The following is a 21794-nucleotide window of genomic DNA, read 5'->3' as shown; positions in this document are numbered from 1 at the left end:
CCGGTCAGGCCTCGATCCGCGTCCGGCCGTCGCCGCTGAACAGATGCAGCTTTTGGCGCATCGCTGCGACGCGGATCTTCTCGCCGATCGGCGGCGCCTCTGAGCCGGGAATGCGGACGATGACCTCGCCGGGGGGCAGCTCGCCGGGATTGGCGGCGATGCGCTGCTCGTCCTGAGCCCGCGTGCCGTAGACGAAGGTTTCGGCGCCGACGCGCTCGATCGCTTCGACGGTCAGCGGCAACACGACGCCGTCGGCGGGCGTCTGGTCGGTGATGACGAAATCCTCCGGGCGGATGCCGAGGATGCCGGCGTCAGCCGCGCCGCTGCCGGCGAGCTGCGACCGGATCTCCTCGGGCCGCGTCGACATCAGATTCATCGGCGGCGCGCCGATGAACGAGGCGACGAAGGTCGTCGCCGGCTTCTCGTAGATCGCGAGCGGATTGCCGACCTGCTCGACCTGACCGCCATTCATCACCACGAGAACGTCGGCGAGCGTCATCGCCTCGAGCTGGTCGTGGGTGACGTAGATCGACGTGGTGTTGAGCCGGCGCTGCAATTTGCGGATCTCGACCCGCATCGCGATGCGGAGTTTGGCGTCGAGATTGGACAGCGGCTCGTCGAACAGAAACACTTTCGGCTGGCGCACGATGGCGCGGCCCATGGCGACGCGCTGGCGCTGGCCGCCGGAGAGCTGGCGCGGCTTGCGCTCCAGCATCGACGTGAGCTCGAGCACGCGCGCGGCTTCGTCGACGCGGCTCTTGACCTCGGCCTCCTTCATGCCGCGGTTGCGCAGGCCGTAGGCCATGTTGTTGAAGACGCTCATATGCGGATAGAGCGCGTAGTTCTGGAACACCATGGCGATGTCGCGGTCGGCGGGCTCGATCTGGTTGACGATGCGGCCGCCGATGTCGATCTCGCCGCCGGTGACGGTCTCGAGGCCTGCGACCATGCGCAGCAATGTCGACTTGCCGCAGCCGGATGGGCCGACCAGCACGCAGAATTGTCCGTCGCCGACATCGACGTTGACGCCCTTGATGGCCTCGAAGCCGCCGGGATAGGTCTTGCGGACGTTGCGCAGGGTGACGTTAGCCATGAGATTTACTTTTCCGTCTCCACGAGTCCGCGCACGAACAGTTTCTGCATCGCTACGACGACGAACACCGGCGGCAGCATCGCCAGCACGGCGGTCGCCATCACGATCGGCCATTCGGTCAGCGCGTCGGTGGTGGTGATCATCTTGCGGATGCCGACCTGGATGGTCTGCATGTCGTCGCGGGTGGTGATCAGCAGCGGCCAGAGATACTGATTCCAGCCGAGGATGAAGAGGATCACGAACAGCGCCGCCATGTTGGTGCGCGACAGCGGCAGCAGCGTATCCCAAAAGAAGCGCAGGGGACCGGCGCCGTCGATGCGCGAGGCCTCCAGCAGCTCGTCCGGCACGGTCATGAAGAATTGGCGGAACAGCAGCGTCGCGGTGGCCGAGGCGATCAGCGGCAGCGACAGGCCCGCATAGCTGTCGAGCATGTGCAGATCGGCGACGATCTTGTAGGTCGGATAGATGCGAACCTCGACCGGCAGCATCAGGGTGACGAAGATGATCCAGAAGATCGGCATCCGGAACGGAAAGCGGAAATACACGATCGCATAGGCCGAGATGATCGAGATCGCGATCTTGCCGACCGCGATCAGCAGCGCCATCACCAGCGAGTTCAGCATCATGTTGCCGACGGGCTCGCGGGTCGAGCCGCTCGTGCCGACGAAAATGGTCTGGTAGTAGACCTCGAAGAAATGACCGCCCGGCAGCAGCGACATCTGCCCGTTGGCGATCAGCGCGTTGTCCTGGGTCGAGGCGACGAACGCGATGTAGACGGGGAAGGCGACGATCGCGATCCCGATCCAGAGGATGATATGGGCGATGTAGCGCCGGAAGCCCTCTTCCTCGACCATCAGTAGGTCACCTTGCGTTCGACGAAGCGGAACTGGATTCCCGTGAGCACGATAACCATGACCATCAGGATCACCGATTGCGCCGCCGAGCTGCCGAGATTGCCGCCGAGCAAGCCGTCGGAATAGACCTTGTAGACCAGCGTGACCGTCGACGTTCCCGGACCGCCGCGGGTCATGGTGTCGATGATGCCGAACGTGTCGAAGAAGGCGTAGACGATGTTGACCACCAGCAGGAAGAAGATGGTCGGCGACAGCAGCGGGAAGGTCACGGTCCAGAACCGCCGCATCGGACGCGCGCCGTCGATCGCGGCGGCCTCGAACACGCTCTTCGGGATCGCCTGCAGGCCGGCGAGGAAGAACAGGAAATTATAGGAGATCTGCTTCCACGCGGCGGCGAGGATGATCAGCGCGGCGGCCTGGTCACCGTCGAGCAGCGGATTCCAGTCGATACCCATGTTGCGCAGATAGCGCGAAAGCACGCCGAGCGAGGGATGCAGCATGAAGATCCAGAGCACGCCGACCACGGGCGGCGCCACCGCATAGGGCCAGATTAGCAGCGTGCGATAGAGCATCGAGCCGCGCAGCGGCTTGTCCGCCATTACGGCGAGCAGCAGCGCGAAGGACAGCGACGAGACGGCGATGGCGAACGAGAAGAAGAACGTTCGGACGATCGCCTCGAAATAGGCTGCGTCCTTGAACAGGTCGATGTAATTCTCGAACCAGACAAAGGTGGTCGACAGCCCAAACGCATCCTGGAGCAGGAAGGACTGGATCACCGCCTGCAGGGCCGGCCAATAGAAGAAAATCAAGACGATCGCGAGCTGCGGCGCAACCAGCGCGTACGGTAACAGCCTTGACTGGAAAATGGCTTGCTTTTGCATGATGCCAGCAGAGCGGCAGGCCGGGTCGCGGCCTGCCGCTCATTGCCTCACTTGACGGCGGTCTTTTCGAACTGCCGCAGCATCGTGTTGCCGCGCTCGACGGCGGCATCCAGCGCCTGCTTGGCGGTCTTCTTGCCGGCCAGCGCCTGCTCGATCTCTTCCGACCAGACGTCACGGAGCTGAACCATGTTGCCGAGGCGCAGACCGCGTGAGTTCTCGGTCGGCTCCTTGTTGGTCAGCTCGAGCAGCGGGGTCTCGAGGTAGGGCTGATCCTTGTAGAAGCCCTCGGCCTTGGCCTTCTCATAAGCAGCCTTGGTGATCGGCAGATAGCCGGAGGCCTTGTGGATATAGACCTGGCGATCGGTGTCCGAGAGGAAGGTCAGGAACTTCGCGACGCCCTTGTATTCCTCGGCCGACTTGCCGCCCATCACCCACAGCGAAGCGCCGCCGATGATCGAGTTCTGCGGCGCGCCTTTGACGTCCGGATAATACGGCATCGGCACAGCGGTGAAGGCGAACTTGGCCTGCGCCTTGACGTTGCCGAAGAAAGCCGACGAGGTCAGGTAGATCGGGCACTCGCCGGAGGTGAAGCGACCCTCGCCGGTGTTGGTGCGGCCGGCGTAATCATACGTCTTGGTCTTCTGCAGCTCGACCAGGGTTTCGAGATGCTTGACCTGAAGCGGTCCGTTGAACTCGAGCACGGTGTCGAAGCCGTCGAGGCCATTAGCCTTGCTGGCGAGCGGCACGTTGTGCCAGGCGGAGAGCTGCTCGAGATTGACCCAGGTGACCCAGGAGCCGGAGAAGCCGCAGGTGTCGTGACCGGCAGCCTTCAGCTTCTTGGCGGCCTCGAACGTTTCGGGCCAGGTCTTCGGGATCTCGACGTTCGCCTTCTTCAGCTCGTCGAGGTTCACCCACATCACGGTCGAGGACGAGTTGAACGGGAAGGACAGCATTTCGCCCTTCGAGGTCGAATAGTAGCCGGTGATGGCGGGCAGGTAGATCTTGGGATCGAACTTCTCGCCGGCGTCGGCCATCAGCTTGTAGACGGGCTTCACGGCGCCGGTCGCGGCCATCATGGTCGCGGTGCCGACTTCGAACACCTGCATGATGTGCGGGGCGTTGCCGGCGCGGAACGCCGCGATGCCGGCGTTCATCGTATCGGGATAGTTGCCCTTGTAGGTCGGGATCACCTTGTAGTCGCTCTGCGACGCGTTGAAGTCGGTGGCGAGCTTGACGATGACGTCGTTGTTGGCGCCGGTCATCGCGTGCCACCACTGGATTTCGGTCGCGGCCAAGGCCGGCGAGGCCGATAGTCCAACCGTGAGTGCAATAGCGGCAGCTGCTCCAAAGTGTCGAAGAGCCATCAAGTAAACCTCCCTTGGCCGTTCTCTTAGGCCGTCAAAAATGATCGCTTGCGCTAGCAGCGCCATATGACGTTCACATGACTGTGTAAGCGGCCGAAACGAAAGCGGCAAGCGCGGCAAAAGGGAAGCCGTCAAATAGGCGAATGCCGCGCGCGCAGCGTCCTCCGTTCGCGGTGCACAGAGCGCCCGCGCCGCAGTGCGGCATTGCCGTCGGATTTGGAGGGCGAGGGCCCTACCGCTTGCGCTCGGGTCCGCAGACCGTGCCCTGCTCGACCATCGCGTCGATCTCGGACCTGGAGTAGCCGAATTCGCCCAGCACCTCGGCCGCGTGCTGGCTGAATTTCGGCGGCAGGCGCCGCAGGCTCGGCTTGCTGCGATCGAGCCGGATCGGCGACGCCACGCCCTTGTACCAATCCTTCTCGATAATATCGCCGCGCGCGATCGTGTGCGGGTTGGTCAACGCCTGGTCGATCGTCTGCACGGGGCCTGCGGGCAGGCCCGCGGCGAGGAGGCGATTGCACAGCGGCTCGGCCTCGTGCTGGCTGAACACCGCGCCGAGCTCGGCCCGCAACGCCTCGCGATTGGCGATGCGGTCCTTGTTGCGCGCAAAGCGCGGATCGGTGCCGAGCTCGGGCTTGCCGATCTCCTTGGCGAGCTTGCGGAAGGTGCCGTCATTGCCGACGCCGATGAAGATATTGTCGGTCTTGGTCGGGAAGATCGCATAAGGCACGAGGTTGGGATGCTCGTTGCCGGTGAGCGCCGGCGGCTTGCCATGCATGAAATAATTCGCGGTGTGCGGATGCATGATGGCCAGACCGGTCTCGTACAGCGTGGTCTCCAGGAACTGGCCCTGGCCGGAGCGCTGCCGTTCCGCCAGCGCCATCAAGATGCCGATCGCCGCATAGAGGCCGGTGCCGATGTCAACCAGCGGCACGCCGATCCGCATCGGTCCGCTCTCGGGCGAGCCGGTTGCCGCGATCATGCCGGTCATGGCCTGGATGATGGCGTCATAGCCGGGATTGCCGCCGCGCGGGCCGTCGGCGCCGAAGCCGCAGATCCGGCAATGCACGAGGCGCGGGAATTTTTCGCGCAACACCTCGTTGCCGATACCCCATTTCTCCAGCGTGCCCGGCTTGAAGTTCTCGATCAGGACGTCGGCGCTCTCCAGCATCTTGAGCAGCACGGTCCGGCCGCCCTCGGAGGCGAGGTCGAGGCCGATCGAGCGCTTGTTGCGGTTGATGCCGATGAAATAGGCCGCGTCTTCCTCGTGGAAGGGAGGGCCCCAGTCGCGCACCTCGTCGCCTGCGGGCGGCTCGACCTTGATCACGTCGGCGCCGTGGTCGGCGAGGATCTGGGTGCAATAGGGACCGCCGAGCACGCGCGTGAGATCGATGACGCGCAGGCCGCTCATTGCGCCCGTGGCAGCTCCAGAACTGACGGCTTCAGTCATGCCTTCGGGTCCCCTGTGTCGATGTGATCACAGGCCTAACGAGGTTCGTCCGAGCCGGCAATGGCTTCCCGCGTAGGGCGTCATGCAGGCCGGTTGCCGCAATCCCGCGGCATGGCAAATGAAGGCTAGGCAAATCAAGGGAAGCGGCCGGCCCGAGGGGTATCCCGGGCCAACCGCTTCACCGAACCGATCAGACGACCGTCAGGCGAACGTCGACATTGCCGCGCGTCGCGTTGGAATACGGGCACACTTGGTGCGCCTTCTCGACCAGCGCCTCGGCTTCCGCACGGGCGAGGCCCGGCAGCGAGACGGCAAGGTCGATATCGAGACCGAATCCGCCGGCCGCGCGCGGGCCGATACCGACGGTGGAGGTCACGGAGGCGTCGGCCGGAACCTTCGGCCCGCCCTGCGAGGACACGAACTTCATCGCGCCGATGAAGCAGGCGGCATAGCCCGCCGTAAACAGCTGCTCGGGATTGTTGCCGGCGCCGCCTCCGCCGCCGAGCTCCTTCGGCGTGGTGAGCTTGACGTCGAGCGCGCCGTCGAGGGTCGCAGCATGGCCGTCGCGGCCGCCGGTGGCCTTTGCGCTGGTCTTGTAGAGGACATTCGCTGACATTTTGGTCTCCCTGTGTTTCGGGTGGGGCGCGATCCTTATCGCAAACAATTAGATTGCGCACAATTGAAATTATGGCGTCTCACATTTAATTGTTGGCAATTGAATGTGGCGCCGGCCGGCCCCAGAATGGAGCTGGTCCTGTGAGATTCTCGATGCCCCGGAAACATTCAGCAGCGGACGCGCCGCTGCGCCTCGACAACCAGATCTGCTTCGCGGTCTATTCGGCCGCGCATGCCTTCAACCGCGTCTACAAGCCGCTGCTGGACCGGCTCGGCCTGACCTATCCGCAATATCTGGTGATGCTGGTGCTGTGGGAGCGCGACGACGTGCCGGTCAAAAGCATCGGCGAAAAGCTGCACCTGGATTCGGGCACGCTGACGCCGCTGCTCAAGCGCCTCGAGGCCGCCCACCTCGTCAAGCGCACGCGCTCGAGCGAAGACGAGCGTCAGGTGCTGATCGCATTGACACCGCAGGGCCACGCCCTGAAGGACAAGGCCCGCGCCGTGCCGCAATCGATCCTGGCAGCGTCGGATTGCTCGGTCTCGGAACTGGTCGCGATGAAGGATGAGATTGTGGCGTTGCGCGATCGGTTGAATGCGGTGATCGGGGAGTAGGGGGAGTTCGGCCCTCAGAAATGTTTCTTCGCGAACGCGCGCCCAGAGCCAGATTTGAGATAGCGCTCGAACGCGAGGGCGCGCGCGGCGTCATCGAACGCGAAATAGGTGCGAATTCGCCAAGGTCCATATTTTGAGGTGTGCGGCACCTCGCCAGCGTTATGTTTCGTCAAACGAGCCCGCAGGTCGTCGGTGATGCCGACATAGAAGTGCTCGTGGTCGAGACTTTCGAGGATGTAGACGTATTTCATTCCGCTTCCTCCCGAGGGCAGGATAGCAGTTCCCGGGAGCCTCGAGATGCTTGCCTCGTCCGCCGTCGCCCTGCGGGCTATGGCGGGACAGCCTTCGCTCACTTCGCTACGAGGGACTTCCCGGGCTTGCCCAGCCGTAGCTCGCGAAGCGAGCGAAGGCTGGTGGAGCCAGGCGGGATCGAACCGCCGACCTCTTGCATGCCATGCAAGCGCTCTCCCAGCTGAGCTATGGCCCCTTAACTGTCCGACGCGCCTTGGGCGACGCGTCGGGAAAGACCCAGAACCACAGTTCTGGAATTATCTCAAGTCTCTTCGTCACCGCCGACATCACCAATGATGTCGGTGACGTCCTCATCGCCTTCTTCGTCGTCGGCGATAAAGGTCGAATCATCGTCGTCATCGTCCTCGATGGTCTCATCGACTTCGATGTCGTCCTCGGATTCGGGCACAACGGCCTTGACCTTGCCGGTGTTCTCCTCGGCATCGGCCTCCTCGAGCGAGACCTCCTCGACCTCCGCCGGCTCCGGCGTGGCGTCGGCGGCAGCGGCTGCGTGGCGAGCTTCGGCGCCACGGGGCGCGCGAGCCGGCGCGATGGGCGCGATCGGCACGACTTCACCGGTATAGGGCGAGATCACCGGATTCTTGTTGAGGTCATAGAACTTTTTGCCCGTGGTCGGGCAAATACGTTTAGTTCCGAGTTCGGACTTGGCCACGGCAGAGGAATCCTGGAAATGTCTGAAAAGCGGTGCTTCACTTGGCTAGTTGGCGGCCCGCTGTCAATAGCGCATTGCGGGAGAACGACATGCCCGTGACGGCGGGGAGACCATGTGATACCTGCCCCGCGAGTCCCACAGGGACGTTTCGGGCCTATCCAAGGACACAAACTTGACCGATTCCGACAAGCCGACGCCGCTCCAGTCGCGCGCCAGCGGTCCCCTGACCGGGAAAGTAAGGGTGCCCGGAGACAAGTCGATCTCCCACCGCGCCCTCATCCTCGGCGCGCTCGCGGTGGGAGAGACGCGGATTTCGGGCCTCCTGGAGGGCGAGGACGTCCTTAACACCGCCAAATCCATGCAGGCGCTCGGCGCCAGGGTCGAACGCACCGGGGATTTCGCCTGGAAGGTGAACGGCGTGGGTGTCGCAGGCTTTGCGGAGCCCAAAGCGCCGCTGGATTTCGGCAACTCCGGCACCGGCTGCCGGCTCGTCATGGGCGCCGTTGCGGGCTGCCCGATCTCTGCGATTTTCGACGGCGATGCCTCGCTGCGGAGCCGGCCCATGCGCCGGATTCTGGACCCGCTGGAAAAGATGGGTGCGAAGGTCGTCTCCGGCGGCGAGGGCGGCCGTTTGCCGCTGACTGTCCAGGGTGCGCGCGATCCGCTGCCGATCACCTACAAGACGCCTGTCGCCTCGGCCCAGATCAAATCCGCCGTGCTGCTCGCGGGCCTGGCTGCGCCGGGCACCACGACCGTCATCGAAACCGAGGCCAGTCGCGACCACACGGAGCTGATGCTCAAGCATTTCGGCGCCGAGATCACCTCGGTGCAGGAAGGTCAGCACGGCCGCCGTATCACGCTCGTGGGCCAGCCGGAGCTGCATGGCGCCAATGTCGTCGTGCCCGCCGATCCCTCGTCGGCGGCGTTCCCCGTGGTTGCTGCGCTGATCGTCGAAGGCTCCGAAATCGTCCTGTCCGATGTCATGACCAATCCGCTGCGGACCGGTCTTTTCACCACGCTGCGCGAAATGGGTGCCTCGATCGAGGAAAGCGAAGTTCGCGGCGACGCCGGCGAGCCGATGGCGAAGCTGCGCGTACGCGCCTCGAAACTGCGCGGTGTCGAAGTGCCGCCGGAGCGCGCTCCGTCGATGATCGACGAATATCTGGTGCTGGCGGTGGCGGCCGCCTTCGCCGAGGGCACGACCATCATGCGCGGCCTCCAGGAGCTGCGCGTCAAGGAATCCGACCGTCTCGAAGCTACTGCCGCGATGCTCCGTGTCAACGGCGTCAAGGTCGAGGTCTCCGGCGATGATTTGATCGTCGAAGGCCGCGGCCACGTTCCCGGCGGCGGCGTTGTGGCCACCCACATGGACCATCGCATCGCGATGTCCGCGCTGGTGATGGGCTGCGCCTCTGACCAGCCCGTGACCGTCGATGACACCGCCTTCATCGCCACCAGTTTTCCGGATTTCATCCCGATGATGCGTTCGCTTGGGGCCGAGTTTTCATGATCATCGCTATCGACGGGCCCGCGGCGTCGGGCAAGGGCACGCTCGGCAAGCGTCTTGCCCATCATTACGGCTACCGTCATCTTGATACCGGCGTGATCTATCGCGCGGTGGCCTATTCCCTGATGCAGTCCGGGCATGATCTCCGGGACGAGGCGGCGGCGGTCGCCGCGGCGCTGGAACTCGATCCCGAAAAGTTCGGCAATCCCGCCCTGAAGACCCAGAAGGCCGGCGAGGGCGCCTCCATCGTCTCGGCGATCCCCAGGGTGCGCGAGGCCCTGGTCAGTTTTCAGCGGCAATTCGCCGCCGACCCGCCCGGCGCCGTGCTCGATGGCCGGGATATTGGAACCGTGATCTGCCCCCATGCCGACGTGAAAATCTTCGTCGTCGCCGACCCCAAGGTCCGCGCCCGCCGCCGGACCATGGAGGCCAAGGCGCGGGGCGAGGAGGCCGACGAGGCGGCCGTGCTCGCCGACATCATCCAGCGCGACGAACGCGACAAGAACCGGGCGATCGCGCCCCTGAAGCCGGCCGCGGATGCTTACTTGCTAGATAACTCCCAACTGGATATAGAAGGCGGCGTCCGGGCCGCCATCGACATTATCGAGGCCGTCCGAGCGGGCCGGTCGCGGGGTTAAGCCGCTGCCGTCATTGGAGGAAGCGCCCGCTCCCGCTCTTTGAGGTCGATACTCTCGGTCCCTGCTTGGGGCCGACGCGATCCAGGCTCCGGACAAAAGATTTCCACGTATCGAACGCGCGGGCCTCAGCCGGCCCGCTCCCGCTGTTCCGCCTCCAGGTCGGAGCAGCGAGCGGTCGCTCGAAGGTTCTGCGGACCTTCCGACACTGCGCGTACGATGCGCCCAAGAACCCAACGGCCGGCACGACATCCGCAACTGGAGAACAAATGGCTTCGACTTCTGCTGATACCTATAGCCCGTCGCGCGACGATTTCGCCGCGATGCTCGACGAGTCCTTCGCAGGCGGCAACCTGCAGGAAAGCTCCGTCATCAAGGGCAAGGTTGTTGCAATCGAAAAGGACATGGCCGTCATCGACGTCGGCCTGAAGACCGAGGGCCGCGTTGCCCTGCGCGAATTTTCCGGCCCCGGCCGTGACAGCGAGCTCAAGGTCGGCGACGAGGTGGAAGTATTCCTCGACCGGATCGAGAACGCCCTCGGCGAAGCCGTGCTGTCGCGCGACAAGGCGCGCCGCGAAGAGAGCTGGGGCAAGCTCGAGAAGGCCTTCCAGAACAACGAGAAGGTCAACGGCGTCATCTTCAACCAGGTCAAGGGCGGCTTCACCGTCGACCTCGACGGTGCCGTGGCCTTCTTGCCGCGCTCCCAGGTCGACATCCGTCCGATCCGCGACGTTGCGCCGCTGATGAACAACTCGCAGCCGTTCCAGATCCTCAAGATGGACCGTCGCCGCGGCAACATCGTGGTGTCGCGCCGCACGGTTCTCGAAGAGACCCGCGCCGAGCAGCGTCAGGAGCTGGTGCAGAACCTCGAAGAAGGTCAGGTCATCGACGGCGTGGTCAAGAACATCACCGATTACGGTGCGTTCGTTGATCTCGGCGGCATCGACGGTCTGCTGCACGTCACCGATATCGCGTGGCGCCGCGTCAACCATCCGACCGAGGTGCTCTCGATCGGCCAGACCGTGAAGGTCAAGATCATCAAGATCAACCACGAGACGCACCGCATCTCGCTGGGCATGAAGCAGCTGCTGGACGATCCGTGGCAGGGCATCGAAGCCAAGTACCCGCTGGGTGCCCGCTTCACCGGTCGCGTCACCAACATCACCGACTACGGCGCGTTCGTCGAGCTCGAGCCGGGCATCGAGGGCCTGATCCACGTCTCCGAGATGTCGTGGACCAAGAAGAACATGCACCCCGGCAAGATCGTTTCGACCTCGCAGGAAGTCGAAGTGCAGGTGCTGGAAGTCGATTCCGTCAAGCGCCGCATCTCGCTCGGCCTCAAGCAGACCATGCGCAACCCGTGGGAGGTCTTCGTCGAAGGTCACCCGACCGGTTCGACGGTCGAGGGCGAGGTCAAGAACAAGACCGAGTTCGGTCTGTTCCTGGGCCTCGAGGGCGACGTCGACGGCATGGTCCATCTCTCCGACCTCGACTGGAAGCAGCCGGGCGAGCAGGTGATCGACAACTACAAGAAGGGCGACATGGTGAAGGCCGTGGTGCTCGATGTGGACGTCGAGAAGGAGCGCATTTCTCTTGGAATCAAACAGCTTGAAGGCGACCCCTTCGCCGAGCCGGGCGATGTCAAGAAGGGCGCGGTAGTGACCTGCGAAGTGATCGAAGTGAAGGAGAGCGGCATCGAGGTGAAGATCACCGGTACCGACTTCACCACGTTCGTGAAGCGCTCGGAGCTTGCCCGTGACCGCAACGATCAGCGCGCCGAACGCTTCGCCGTCGGCGAGAAGGTCGATGCCCGCGTGATCCAGTTCGACAAGAAGGCCCGCAAGGTCCAGGTGTCGATCAAGGCGCTCGAAGTCGCCGAAGAGAAGGAAGCCATCGCGCAATACGGCTCCTCCGATTCGGGAGCGACGCTCGGCGACATCCTCGGCACCGCGCTCAAGAACCGCGACACCAAGTAAGCGAAACGCAGGTTTCACTGCATCAAAGCCCCGGCGCGAGCCGGGGCTTTTTTGTTGCTATCGTCGTCCCGGCCCCCGTGCGCAATTGCGCACTAGGCCGGGACGACAATGAGTGTGTCGCTACGTCGTGGCCCATGCCGCTAGCGGCCTTGTTTTCTTCTAATTGCGCCGCAATTGATGTATCCAGATAAGCCAATGGTGACGCTGCGACGGCACAACGCGCTTGGCCTTTCATTTGGAGATATTGAGATGTCGCTCGATTCGGACATCATCGTCGATCGCCGCAGGATCCGCCGCAAGCTGACGTTCTGGCGCGTATTGGCCGCGCTGATCGCGATCGCGGCGATCGCAGGCTTCGCGCTGGTCGCGACGCCGGGTGCGCGCGGCACGTTCGCGTCCGCCGGCTCGATCGCTCGGGTCCAGATTGACGGCCTGATCCGCAGCGATTCCGATCGCACGCAGGCGCTCGAGCGGTTGGAAAATTCGCAGGCTGCCGCCGTCATCGTTCACATCAATTCGCCGGGCGGCACCACCGCCGGCTCCGAGCAGCTCTATGATTCGCTTGTACGGCTGAAGGCAAAGAAGCCGCTCGTCGTGGTCGTCGAAGGCCTCGCCGCCTCCGGCGGCTACATCACCGCGATCGCCAGCGATCACATCATCGCCCAGCAGAGCTCGCTGGTCGGCTCGATCGGCGTGCTGTTCCAGTTTCCGAACGTCTCGGAGCTGTTGAAGACCGTCGGCGTCAAGGTCGAGGAGGTAAAATCCACGCCGCTGAAGGCCGCGCCCAACGGTTTTGAGCCAACCAGCCCCGAGGCACGGGCCGCGCTCGATGCGCTGGTGAAGGATTCCTACGCCTGGTTCAAGGGATTGGTGAAGGACCGGCGTGGCATGGATGACACGCAGCTCGAGAAAGTGGTTGATGGCCGTGTCTTCACCGGACGCCAGGCGATCGATCTCAAGCTGATCGATCAGATCGGCGACGAGAAGACCGCCGTGACCTGGCTGGTCGAGCAGAAGGGCGTCAAGAAGGGGCTCTCCGTGCGCGATTACAAGCTGCAGCCGCGCTTCAGCGATCTGCCGTTCCTCAAGACGGCGGCCGCAGTCACGCTGGAAGCACTGGGTTTAGGCTCGATTGCGCATCAAATCGGACAAACCGGCGTCGTGCAGGCGGTCGATCGGCTTGGAATGGATGGAATGCTGGCTTTGTGGCAGCCGGCGGCATCGAACTGACCGGCGCCGGGCGAGCCTCAGAGGTTTTTCCCGTTCGGCGCGTGCAGGGCCAGCCCGCTTTTTCGGCATTTGTCACGTATTTTCACGACGCTCAACCTTCATTTAGCGTCTTGACAGATCACGGTATTTTCACGGAAATGGTCGTCCGCACGCTCCCGGGTCCTATCTCTCGATGATCAAATCCGAACTTGTTCAGCGTATCGCCGAGCACAACCCGCATCTGTACCAGCGGGATGTCGAGAACATTGTGAATGCGATTCTCGAAGAGATCGTAGCGGCTCTCGCGCGCGGTGACCGCGTCGAGTTGCGCGGCTTCGGTGCCTTCTCGGTCAAGCATCGCCCTGCGCGCGCAGGGCGCAATCCGCGCACCGGCGCCCATGTACCTGTCGATCAGAAGAGCGTTCCGTTCTTCAAGACCGGCAAGGAAATGCGCGAACGGCTGAATCGCGACCACCCGGATCCAGGCGCGCCAGACTGAGGTCCACCTCAGGGTTTCCCGCGGCCGCGCGCGATGCGGCCGCAAGCTTGATTCAAGGCGAGCGAGCCGAGATGCGAAAATTCCTGACCGCGTTGGTCGTGATTCCGCTGGGCCTGATCCTGATGGTCTTTGCCGTCGCCAACCGGCAATTCGTCACGGTCTCGTTCGATCCCTTCGTTTCCAACGACCCGTCATTCTCGGTCACGCTGCCGCTGTTCCTGCTCCTGATCGTGGTGGCTGCGCTCGGGGTCCTCGCGGGCGGTTGTGCCGTCTGGTTCGGCCAGCGGCACTGGCGGCGTGCGGCGCGCCGGCATGACGCGGATGCCCGGGCCGCGCGAAGCGAGCTGGCTGATCTCCGGGCCCAGGCGGCCGCAGCAAGGCCTGAGTCCCAGCGCCTTCCCATTCCCTCCGGGATGGGGCTTTACGGGCCCGTCGGGCGAGACAAGCAGCGCGCGACGTTGTAGAAGCGGCCGCAACCGAAAAGCCCGTTTTCCGGCCGCGGACCTGCGGCCTCCATTTGCTTTGAGCCCATCCGTCGAGAACATGTCCCTGCTCGTCAAAATCTGCGGCCTGTCCACGCCCGAGACGCTCGAAACGGCGCTCGAGGCGGGTGCCGACATGGTGGGATTCGTGTTCTTCCCGCCGTCGCCGCGGCATTTGTCGCTGGAAGCCGGCCGGGAGCTCGGCCGGCAGGTGAAGCGGCGCGCGCTCAAGGTCGCGCTCACCGTCGACGCCGACGATGCCACGCTCGACAACATCATGGACGCGCTGTCGCCGGACATTTTCCAGCTTCATGGCACGGAGAGCGTAGCGCGGCTGCGCGACATCAGGCAGCGGTTCGGTCGCCCGGTGATGAAGGTCGTGCCGGTCGCAACGTCAGCTGATCTCGCCGTGCTGCCCGGTTACGCAGAGGTTGCCGAACGCATCCTGTTCGACGCGCGCGCACCGAAGGACGCGACCCGGCCCGGCGGCCTCGGTGCACCGTTCGATTGGCATCTGCTCGGAAACCTCGAGCTTGCGCTGCCGTATATGGTCTCGGGCGGCCTCAGCGCCGACAACGTCGCCGAAGCCGTTCGCGTCACCCGAGCCGGTGGTGTCGACGTCTCCTCCGGTGTCGAGAGCGCCCCGGGCGTGAAGGACCCCGAGATGATCAAGGCCTTCATTCGCGCTGCGCGCGCGAGCCAAGATGCAAGTCAAGAGTTGAGCGTCCGATGAATGTTGTAAAACCCAATTCCTATCGCAGCGGCCCCGACGAGCGCGGCCATTTCGGCATTTTCGGCGGACGCTTCGTTGCCGAAACCCTGATGCCGCTGATCCTCGATCTGGAGAAAGCCTACACCGAGGCCAAGGCCGATCCGGCCTTCCAGGCCGAGATGAACGGCTATCTCAAGAATTATGTCGGCCGGCCCTCGCCGCTCTATTTCGCCGAGCGTCTGACCGAGCATCTCGGCGGCGCGAAAATCTATCTCAAGCGTGAAGAGCTCAACCACACCGGCTCGCACAAGGTGAACAACGTGCTCGGCCAGATCATGCTGGCGCGGCGGATGGGCAAGAAGCGCATCATCGCCGAGACCGGCGCCGGCCAGCACGGTGTTGCCACCGCGACGCTGTGCGCGCGCTTCGGCCTCGAATGCATCGTCTATATGGGCGCCGTCGACGTCGAGCGGCAGCAGCCCAATGTCATCCGCATGGAGATGCTGGGCGCAACGGTGGTGCCGGTGCAGTCGGGCACACGCACGCTGAAGGACGCCATGAACGAGGCGCTGCGCGACTGGGTCACCAACGTGCACAACACCTTCTACTGCATCGGCACGGTCGCGGGTCCGCATCCCTATCCGACGCTGGTGCGCGACTTCCAGTCGATTATCGGCAATGAGACCAAGGTGCAGATGCAGGAGATCGAAGGCCGCCTGCCGGATTCGCTGGTCGCCTGCATCGGCGGCGGCTCCAACGCGATGGGCCTGTTTCATCCGTTCCTCGACGATTCCACCGTCGAGATCTTCGGCGTCGAAGCTGCGGGCCACGGGCTGACGCAATTGCATGCGGCATCGATCGCGGGCGGCCGTCCCGGCGTGCTGCACGGCAACCGCACCTATCTCCTGATGGACGCGGACGGCCAGATTCAGGATGCGCATTCGATCTCCGCCGGCCTCGACTATCCCGGCATCGGGCCTGAGCACTCCTGGCTCCACGAGATCGGCCGCGTGAACTATCTCTCCGCGACCGACGACGAGGCGCTCGCAGCGTTCCAGTTGCTGTCAAAGCTGGAAGGCATCATCCCCGCGCTCGAACCGGCACATGCCATCGCCAAGGTGATGGAGCTCGCGCCGAAGCGGACGAAAGATCACCTGATGGTCGTCAACCTCTCCGGCCGCGGCGACAAGGACGTCCCGCAGGTTGGCGACATCCTGAGGGGCAAGAGCAAGTGACCACGCGTATCGATACCCGTTTCGCCGAGCTGAAGAAAGCCGGCCGCGCGGCCTTCGTGACTTATGTGATGGCCGGCGATCCCGATCTCACGACGTCGCTCAATATCGTCAAGGCGTTGCCCAAGGCAGGCGCTGACGTCATCGAACTCGGTATTCCCTTCACCGATCCGATGGCGGATGGTCCCTCGATTCAGGCTGCCGGTCTGCGCGCGCTCAAGAACGGCATGACGTTGAAGAAGACGCTGGAACTGGTGCGTGATTTCCGCAAGGACGACAACGTCACGCCGCTGGTGCTGATGGGCTATTACAATCCGATCTACATCTACGGCGTCGACAAGTTTTTGGCTGATGCCAAGACGGCCGGGGTCGACGGTCTGATCATCGTCGATCTGCCGCCCGAGGAAGACGAGGAGCTCTGCATTCCCGCGCTGAAGGCAGGCCTGAACTTCATTCGCCTCGCGACCCCGACCACCGACGACAAGCGCCTGCCCGCGGTGCTCGCGAACACATCAGGCTTTGTCTATTACGTCTCTATCGCCGGCATCACCGGTGCGGCAGCGGCGGACGCGAATGCCGTCGGTGAAGCTGTCGCGCGCATCAAGCGGCATACCAAGCTGCCGATCTGCGTTGGTTTTGGCATCCGCACACCGGAGGCGGCACGCGCCATTGCCGAGAAGGCCAATGGTTCGGTGGTCGGCACCGCTCTGGTCGATGCCCTCAAGAACAGCCTCGATGCGGACGGGCACGCCACCGGCAAAACCGTCAACGCCGTCGCTGAGCTGACGGCGGCACTGGCCCAGGGCGTCAAAGGCGCGCAACAGGCGGCGGAATAGGCCTTAATTCCGCTGCCAAGTCCGACGAGCAAGTCCGACGAGCAAGGCGGACGATACGGCGGCTTGCCGGGCCGGGTCCCGGCCGCCATATAACCCTTCAGGCGGTCCCCAAGCGGGATCGCACATCGGAGCAAACCATGAACTGGCTTACCAATGTGGTCCGGCCGAAGATCCGCAACATGCTGCGGCGGGAGACGCCGGAGAATCTGTGGATCAAGTGCCCGGATTCCGGACAGCTCGTGTTCTACAAGGACGTCGAGGCCAACCAGTTCGTCATCCCCGGCTCGAACTATCATATGCGCATGAACGCGGTGGCGCGTCTGAAGTCGATTTTCGACAACGAGACCTGGTACGACGTCGCGCTGCCTGACGTCACGCCCGATCCGCTCAAGTTCCGTGACGAGAAGAAGTACGTCGATCGCATCAAGGATGCCCGCGCGCGAACTAACCTCAACGACGCGATCAAGGTCGGCTACGGCAAGCTCGAAGGCGCCGCCGTCGTCGTCGCCGTGCAGGATTTCGACTTCATGGGCGGCTCGCTCGGCATGGCCGCGGGCGAAGCCATCGTGCGCGGACTGGAACTCGCGGTCGAGAAAAAGTCGCCGTTCATCGTGTTTGCCGCCTCAGGTGGCGCGCGCATGCAGGAAGGCATCCTGTCGCTGATGCAGATGCCGCGCACCACGGTCGCGGTGCAGATGCTGCGTGAAGCAAAACAGCCCTACATCGTCGTGCTGACCAACCCGACCACCGGCGGCGTCACCGCGTCTTATGCGATGCTCGGCGACGTGCAGATCGCCGAACCCGGTGCGCTGATCGGTTTTGCCGGCGCGCGTGTGATCGAGCAGACCATTCGCGAAAAACTCCCCGAGGGCTTTCAGCGCGCCGAATACCTCAAGGAGCACGGCATGGTCGACATGGTCGTGCATCGTCACGAATTGCGTCCGACCCTGGCGCGGCTCTGCCGCCTGTTGACCAGGGCGCCGGCACTGGAGAGCGCATCGAAGCCGGTGCAGCCGGTCGTGAGCCCGGCGCAGATCGTATCGGCTCCCGAAACGGCGCCGGCCGCGCCGCACGCGTGAACGCTTCCTCTGACCGCGCCATGCCGTCGCTTGACGAATTGATCGGGCGGCTGTCGGCCCTGCATCAGAAACGCATCGATCTCGGGTTGGAGCGGATGCACCGCCTGCTCGAGCGGCTCGGTCACCCCGAGCGCAATCTGCCGCCGGTGATCCACATCGCCGGCACCAACGGCAAGGGCTCGACGCTCGCTTATCTGCGCGCGACGTTGGAAGCCGCCGGCCTGCGCGTCCACGCCTACACCTCGCCCTATCTCGTGCGCATCAACGAATGTTTCCGGCTCGGCCGGGTCGGTGGCGGCGTGCTGGTCGGCGACGACGAGTTGCGCGCGGCGCTGGAAGAGGTCGAGCGTGTCAATGCCGGCGAGCCGGCTACAGTGTTCGAGCTCAAGACGGCGGCTGCGTTTCATCTGTTTGCGCAGAACCCGGCCGACGTGGTTCTGCTGGAGGTCGGCCTTGGCGGCCGACTCGATTCAACCAACGTGGTCGATACACCGGTGGCCTGCGTGATCACGCCTGTCAGCATGGACCACATGGACTTTCTCGGCGATACGCTGACGTCCATCGCCGGTGAGAAGGCCGCGATCATCAAGCGTGGCGTGCCCGTGGTTTGCGCCGAGCAGCCGGCCGAGGCGATGGACGCGATCGAGGCCCAGGCCAAGCGCATGCGCGCCCCGTTGTTTGCCGCGGGCGAGAGCTGGCATGTCAATGTCGAGCATGGGCGGCTGGTTTATTCCGATGAGCGCGGCTTGATGGATCTCACCGCGCCGCGCCTGTTCGGCCGCCACCAGTTCGACAATGCCGGCCTCGCGATCGCGACGCTGCGGGCCACCAGCGCTTTCAAGATCAACCAGGCGGCGTTCGAGGCCGGGATCGTCGGGGCTGAATGGCCGGCACGGATGCAGCGCATCGCTTCGGGCGAGCTGCTCGCTCTCGGCCCGCAAGGATCGGAGATCTGGCTCGACGGCGGCCATAATGCGGAAGGCGGCCGCGTCGCGGCGGCCGCGCTCGGCGATCTCGAAGAGCGGGTGTCGCGGCCGCTGGTCGTGATCGCGGGCATGATGGCCAACAAGGACGCGCAAGGTTTTCTCGCCAATTTCGCCGGTCTGACGCGTCACATCATCGCGGTGCCGATTCCCGACACCGACAACGCGATGCCGGTCGACCGTCTCACCGATGCAGCCCGCAGCCTCGGCATGCGCGTCGAGCCCGCGCCCGGCGTCGAGGCCGCACTGCGCGCCTTGGCGAAGCTCGCCTACGAAGTGCCGCCGCGCATCCTGATCACCGGCTCGCTCTATCTCGCCGGCCATGTGCTCGCCATCAACGGCACGCCTCCTGCATAGAGGTTGGGTAGCCCGGATGGAGCGAAGCGCAATCCGGGACTGTACCGCAAGTGACGAAGGCCCCGGATTACGCTTCGCTCCATCCGGGCTACAGGAAGACCCATGCGTTTTGCCGCGATTGCCGACGTCCACGGAAATTACCTCGCGCTGGAAGCTGTGCTCGCCGACATCCGCGCGCAAGGCGTGGCCGACATCGTCAATCTCGGCGACATGCTGAGCGGTCCGCTCGATGCGCGCCGCACCATCGAGATCCTGATGCAGCTCGATGCAGTGCACGTGCTCGGCAATCACGACCGCTATCTGCTCGACCGTCCGCCGGAGAAGATGGGCTCGTGGGATCGCCCGGCCCATGCAGCGCTCAATGCCGCGCAACTCGACTGGCTGCGCGCGCAGCCGATGACGCGCGTGTTTCGCGAGCAGGTTTTCATGTGTCATGCGACGCCCGACAATGACGAAGTCTACTGGCTCGATACCGTGCATCCCGACGGCGCGGTGGCGCTGTCGCCGCTCGATCGCATCGAGCAATTTGCGCAAGGCATCGCGCAATCGCTGATCCTGTGCGCCCACACCCATCTCGCCCGTGCCGTGCGGCTTCGCGACGGAAGGATGATCGTCAATCCCGGCAGCGTCGGCGGCCCGGGCTTCCGCGACAAGCATCCATTCCCGCATGTCGTCGAGGCCGGCACGCCGCACGCGCGCTATGCAATCCTTGAGCTAACCGATGGTGCCTGGCAGGTCACGTTCCGCCATGTCGTCTACGATCACGAGGCGATGGCCGCGCTCGCTCGCCGCAATGGCCAGCCGGAGTTGGCGAACGCGCTGGCGATGGGATGGATCAGATAGCCATCGCTTCGTAGCCTGGATGGAGCGAGGTGCAATCCGGGAATCGTGCCACAAATGACGACGGCCCCGGATTACGCTGCGCTCCATCCGGGCTACCGGCTACAGCTGTTTCAGCAGCTTCATCGGATCGGCCACCTTCTGCTTCAACTGCTCGAAGCTGCATTGCCGCGGGGCCTTGTCGGGGCGCCAGCGCAGGATCGAGGTGCCGTGGCGAAAGCGCTCGCCGCTGAAATGGTCGTAGCAGACCTCGATCACCAGCTTCGGCTTGAGCGGACACCATTTTGCCGACCGCTCGGTGGACCAGCGGCTCGGCCCGCCCGGCGCGTTGCCGGTGAAGCCGGGCTCGCCGATCAGCGCCTCCAGCCGATCGGTCAGGTCAGGCTTTTCCGTCGCCTTGATTGCCGAGGTAAAACCGACATGGTGCAGGAGAGCTTCGTCATCATAGAGTCCGAGCAGCAGCGACCCCACCACGCTCCGGCCGGCGATCTTGTTGGTGGCATAGCGGAAGCCGCCGACCACGCAATCGGCGCTGCGGAATTTCTTGATCTTCTGCATGCCGTCGCGATTTCCCGCCTGGTAGGGCAGGTCGATGCGCTTGGCGATGACGCCGTCCGAGCCGCCGCCGGATTGCGCCAGCCATTTTTTCGCGATGGCATAGCTCGTCGTCACCGGTGAGAGGCGGAAGAGGCTGCCTTTCAGATTGGCTTTGGCAAACGCTTCCAGCGCCGGTCGCCGCTCACTCAGCGGCTGCTCGGCAAGTTGTTTCTCCCTGGCCGTCGCAAGCAGATCGAAGGCGAGATAGAGCGCCGGCGTTTCCTCCGAGAGCTTGTTCACGCGGCTCGCCGCCGGATGAATACGTTGCAGCAGCGCGTCGAAGGAAAACCCCTTGCCGTGCGGCACGACGATCTCGCCGTCGAGCGTGAAGCGATCCGCCTTCAGCTTCAGTGCCGCGGCGACAATCTCGGGGAAATAACGCGCGAGGTCCTCGCCGGATTTCGAGCGCAGATCAATGCTGCCGCCGTTGCGCGACAGCAGACAGCGGAAGCCATCCCATTTCGGCTCGTATTGCCACTCCTTGCCGCGCGGGATCGCGTCGACCGAGCGCGCCTCCATCGCCACGAGGGATGTCGATTTTCGCGCGCGTCTTGCAGGGGAAGGCACAGGCAGGGACTCGTCTTACGCTGGAACTGTCCCATCAACGCAAAACGGCCGGCTTTCGCCGGCCGCTTCCAAAAATATTCTTCCGCGAGGCGGATCAGACCGCGGAGGTGATCCACTGCTGCAGCTTCGCCTTCGGCGCCGCGCCGACCTGACGGGAGGCCATCTCGCCGCCCTTGAAGATCATCAGGGTCGGGATCGACATCACGCCATATTTCGATGCGGTCTTCGGGCTCTCGTCGACATTGAGCTTCACGATCTTGACCTTGTCGCCCATCGCGCCGGCGATCTCGTCGAGCGCGGGTGCGATCATGCGGCAGGGGCCGCACCATTCGGCCCAGAAATCGACGACCACGGGGCCGTTTGCCTTGAGCACTTCGGCTTCGAAATCGGTGTCAGAAACCTTACCAACGGCCATGGGAGTACCTCGTACCTGAGAGAAGGGGGCGA

General features: G+C 64.1%; 23 protein-coding genes and 1 tRNA gene. 13 read left to right on the top strand and 11 right to left on the bottom strand.

Annotation, left to right across the window (positions count from 1 at the left end; translation table 11 throughout):
• Positions 1-4: 4 nt before the first annotated feature.
• The 6 genes from GWG67_RS08965 to GWG67_RS08940 all read right to left on the bottom strand — a co-directional run bounded on the left by GWG67_RS08965 (position 5) and on the right by GWG67_RS08940 (position 6258).
• Positions 5-1093, bottom strand: a complete 1089-nt coding sequence (locus GWG67_RS08965; RefSeq protein ID WP_275168863.1) for a sn-glycerol-3-phosphate import ATP-binding protein UgpC — start codon at positions 1091-1093, stop codon at positions 5-7.
• A gap of 5 nt (positions 1094-1098) precedes the next feature.
• Positions 1099-1947: a sn-glycerol-3-phosphate ABC transporter permease UgpE gene (gene ugpE / locus GWG67_RS08960; protein WP_275168862.1), complete on the bottom strand. Its 849-nt coding sequence runs from the start codon at positions 1945-1947 to the stop codon at positions 1099-1101.
• On the bottom strand, positions 1947-2828 hold the full coding sequence (gene ugpA / locus GWG67_RS08955; protein WP_275168860.1) for a sn-glycerol-3-phosphate ABC transporter permease UgpA: 882 nt from the start codon (positions 2826-2828) through the stop codon (positions 1947-1949). The genes ugpE and ugpA overlap by 1 nt, the downstream gene beginning before the upstream one ends.
• 47 nt (positions 2829-2875) lie before the next feature.
• Positions 2876-4192, bottom strand: a complete 1317-nt coding sequence (ugpB, locus tag GWG67_RS08950; protein WP_275168859.1) for a sn-glycerol-3-phosphate ABC transporter substrate-binding protein UgpB — start codon at positions 4190-4192, stop codon at positions 2876-2878.
• 232 nt (positions 4193-4424) lie between these two features.
• The gene (locus tag GWG67_RS08945; RefSeq protein WP_275168858.1) at positions 4425-5642 is read right to left on the bottom strand and encodes a CaiB/BaiF CoA-transferase family protein; all 1218 of its coding nucleotides are present in this window, start codon (positions 5640-5642) and stop codon (positions 4425-4427) included.
• A gap of 190 nt (positions 5643-5832) precedes the next feature.
• The gene (locus GWG67_RS08940; protein ID WP_275168856.1) at positions 5833-6258 is read right to left on the bottom strand and encodes an organic hydroperoxide resistance protein; all 426 of its coding nucleotides are present in this window, start codon (positions 6256-6258) and stop codon (positions 5833-5835) included.
• A gap of 152 nt (positions 6259-6410) precedes the next feature.
• Here GWG67_RS08940 and GWG67_RS08935 point away from each other — a divergent pair, with 152 nt between their 5' ends.
• Positions 6411-6872 carry a MarR family winged helix-turn-helix transcriptional regulator gene (locus GWG67_RS08935; protein ID WP_275168854.1) on the top strand — a complete coding sequence of 154 codons (462 nt, stop codon included), beginning with the start codon at positions 6411-6413 and terminating at the stop codon, positions 6870-6872.
• Positions 6873-6886: 14 nt separating this feature from the next.
• Here GWG67_RS08935 and GWG67_RS08930 read toward each other — a convergent pair whose 3' ends face one another.
• The 3 genes from GWG67_RS08930 to GWG67_RS08920 form a co-directional block, all read right to left on the bottom strand.
• Positions 6887-7123 (bottom strand): GIY-YIG nuclease family protein, encoded by a 237-nt coding sequence (locus GWG67_RS08930; RefSeq protein WP_275168852.1) that lies wholly within the window; start codon positions 7121-7123, stop codon positions 6887-6889.
• Between the two features lie 160 nt (positions 7124-7283).
• Positions 7284-7359 (bottom strand) — tRNA-Ala (locus GWG67_RS08925).
• Positions 7360-7425: 66 nt separating this feature from the next.
• Positions 7426-7836, bottom strand: coding sequence for a TIGR02300 family protein (locus GWG67_RS08920; protein ID WP_007598417.1), 411 nt, complete (start codon positions 7834-7836; stop codon positions 7426-7428).
• Positions 7837-8008: 172 nt separating this feature from the next.
• On the opposite strand from GWG67_RS08920, the gene aroA reads away from it, so the two are divergent.
• The 12 genes from aroA to GWG67_RS08860 all read left to right on the top strand — a co-directional run bounded on the left by aroA (position 8009) and on the right by GWG67_RS08860 (position 20186).
• Entirely contained in the window at positions 8009-9346 is a 1338-nt protein-coding gene (aroA, locus tag GWG67_RS08915; RefSeq protein ID WP_275168850.1) for a 3-phosphoshikimate 1-carboxyvinyltransferase, read from the top strand.
• Positions 9343-9981 (top strand): (d)CMP kinase, encoded by a 639-nt coding sequence (gene cmk / locus GWG67_RS08910; protein WP_027514724.1) that lies wholly within the window; start codon positions 9343-9345, stop codon positions 9979-9981. Before aroA ends, cmk begins: the two co-directional genes overlap by 4 nt.
• Before the next feature lie 266 nt (positions 9982-10247).
• Complete coding sequence (gene rpsA, locus GWG67_RS08905; protein WP_027566167.1) at positions 10248-11954, top strand: 30S ribosomal protein S1; 1707 nt, start codon at positions 10248-10250, stop codon at positions 11952-11954.
• Positions 11955-12203: 249 nt separating this feature from the next.
• Positions 12204-13184, top strand: coding sequence for a signal peptide peptidase SppA (gene sppA, locus GWG67_RS08900; protein WP_275168848.1), 981 nt, complete (start codon positions 12204-12206; stop codon positions 13182-13184).
• 172 nt (positions 13185-13356) lie between these two features.
• Entirely contained in the window at positions 13357-13662 is a 306-nt protein-coding gene (locus tag GWG67_RS08895; protein ID WP_007598410.1) for an integration host factor subunit beta, read from the top strand.
• Between the two features lie 71 nt (positions 13663-13733).
• Entirely contained in the window at positions 13734-14126 is a 393-nt protein-coding gene (locus GWG67_RS08890) for a lipopolysaccharide assembly protein LapA domain-containing protein (RefSeq protein ID WP_275168846.1), read from the top strand.
• A 79-nt stretch (positions 14127-14205) separates the two neighbouring features.
• Positions 14206-14877 carry a phosphoribosylanthranilate isomerase gene (locus tag GWG67_RS08885; RefSeq protein WP_275168844.1) on the top strand — a complete coding sequence of 224 codons (672 nt, stop codon included), beginning with the start codon at positions 14206-14208 and terminating at the stop codon, positions 14875-14877.
• Positions 14874-16091 carry a tryptophan synthase subunit beta gene (trpB, locus tag GWG67_RS08880; RefSeq protein ID WP_275168842.1) on the top strand — a complete coding sequence of 406 codons (1218 nt, stop codon included), beginning with the start codon at positions 14874-14876 and terminating at the stop codon, positions 16089-16091. The genes GWG67_RS08885 and trpB overlap by 4 nt, the downstream gene beginning before the upstream one ends.
• Positions 16088-16924 carry a tryptophan synthase subunit alpha gene (trpA, locus tag GWG67_RS08875; RefSeq protein WP_275168840.1) on the top strand — a complete coding sequence of 279 codons (837 nt, stop codon included), beginning with the start codon at positions 16088-16090 and terminating at the stop codon, positions 16922-16924. Before trpB ends, trpA begins: the two co-directional genes overlap by 4 nt.
• Positions 16925-17061: 137 nt before the next feature.
• Positions 17062-18003 carry an acetyl-CoA carboxylase, carboxyltransferase subunit beta gene (gene accD, locus GWG67_RS08870; RefSeq protein ID WP_275168838.1) on the top strand — a complete coding sequence of 314 codons (942 nt, stop codon included), beginning with the start codon at positions 17062-17064 and terminating at the stop codon, positions 18001-18003.
• Positions 18000-19343, top strand: a complete 1344-nt coding sequence (locus GWG67_RS08865; protein ID WP_275168836.1) for a folylpolyglutamate synthase/dihydrofolate synthase family protein — start codon at positions 18000-18002, stop codon at positions 19341-19343. The genes accD and GWG67_RS08865 overlap by 4 nt, the downstream gene beginning before the upstream one ends.
• A gap of 102 nt (positions 19344-19445) precedes the next feature.
• Positions 19446-20186 (top strand): metallophosphoesterase, encoded by a 741-nt coding sequence (locus GWG67_RS08860; RefSeq protein ID WP_275168834.1) that lies wholly within the window; start codon positions 19446-19448, stop codon positions 20184-20186.
• 99 nt (positions 20187-20285) lie between these two features.
• On the opposite strand, the gene GWG67_RS08855 is transcribed toward GWG67_RS08860, so the two are convergent.
• Together GWG67_RS08855 and trxA are read right to left on the bottom strand one after the other, a co-directional pair.
• Entirely contained in the window at positions 20286-21299 is a 1014-nt protein-coding gene (locus tag GWG67_RS08855) for an ATP-dependent DNA ligase (RefSeq protein ID WP_275169146.1), read from the bottom strand.
• A gap of 142 nt (positions 21300-21441) precedes the next feature.
• Entirely contained in the window at positions 21442-21762 is a 321-nt protein-coding gene (trxA, locus tag GWG67_RS08850; protein ID WP_007598398.1) for a thioredoxin, read from the bottom strand.
• Positions 21763-21794 lie beyond the last annotated feature (32 nt).

The organism is Bradyrhizobium sp. CSS354, assembly GCF_029051725.1.
Classification (GTDB): domain Bacteria; phylum Pseudomonadota; class Alphaproteobacteria; order Rhizobiales; family Xanthobacteraceae; genus Bradyrhizobium.
Note: the sequence above shows the minus strand (reverse complement) of the source record. Positions and strands in the feature narration are given on the sequence as shown.